Here is a 1,099-nt window from a genome sequence, read left to right on the forward strand (position 1 = left end):
CCGTGGCGCTCCCGCTGCGGGGGTGACAGGATTTCAATCTGCGGGCAGGCTCCTCAAGCTTAATTGGTCAAGGAGCCCCGCCCATGGATCTATTCGTCGGTCTCGATGTGTCCGTTCGCACCACCAGCGTCTGCGTCATGGACGCTACCGGTCAGATCCTCAAGGAGGGCAAGGTCGAGACCGAGCCGGACGCAATCGGCGCTCTTCTCCATGCCATCGGTGGGCATTTTAAGCGGGTCGGCCTCGAGGCTGGCCCGTTGTCGCAATGGCTCTACAGTGGCCTTGCAGCAGCGGGGTACCCGGTCATCTGCGTCGAGACGCGGCATATGAAGGCGGCTCTGTCGGCTCAGATCAACAAGACTGACCGCAACGACGCGCGCGGCATTGCCCAGATGATGAGGGTCGGGCTTTACAAGCCTGTGCACGTCAAAACCATCCGGAGTCAGGAGATCCGGATGCTTCTCACTGCGCGCAAATTCATCCAGAGCAAGATCGTGGATGCGGAGAACAATCTCCGCGGCCTCTTGCGCAACTTCGGCCTCAAGGTTGGGGTGGTGTCCCGCCTCAAGTTCGGGCAGCGCATTCTTGAGCTGTTGGAGCAATCTCCTCATCTGCGACAGGTCATTGAACCTCTCCTGGAAGTTCGCCGGGTTCTGCGGGAACAGTATCAGCGTTTGCACAAGGCTATGGAGCAAATGGCGGAAGCCGACGATGTCTGCCAACTCCTCATGACTGCGCCTGGTGTCGGATCGATGGTGGCCTTGAGCTTTCGCGCTGGGGTCGATGAGCCGAGCCGGTTTGGGCGATCACGATCAGTCCCTGCTCACTTCGGTTTGACGCCAACGCGATATCAATCGGGAGAGATCGACCAGGAAAAGGGCATCTCGAAGTGTGGCGATCCGAGCATCCGATGGGTGCTAGTCGAGGCGGCCGGCATCATCCTGCGGCTCTCGAAGAAGTCGTCCCCTCTCCGGGAATGGGGGCTGGAGATCGCCAAACGCCGAGGGATGGCGAAAGCCGTTGTGGCGGTGGCACGGCGGCTGGCCGTGATCTTGCATCGAATGTGGATGGACAACACGCCATACCGCTGGGAGGCCAA

1 protein-coding gene is annotated in these 1,099 nt (G+C 60.4%); it reads left to right on the forward strand.

What is annotated here, in order from left to right:
- Nucleotides 1-83: 83 nt before the first annotated feature.
- The coding region (locus M2281_RS29125) for an IS110 family transposase (protein ID WP_280824695.1) at nucleotides 84-1,099 on the forward strand (1,016 nt) is incomplete at its 3' end.

Source organism: Pseudaminobacter soli (ex Li et al. 2025) (assembly GCF_029892515.1).
GTDB classification, from domain to species: domain Bacteria; phylum Pseudomonadota; class Alphaproteobacteria; order Rhizobiales; family Rhizobiaceae; genus Pseudaminobacter; species Pseudaminobacter soli_A.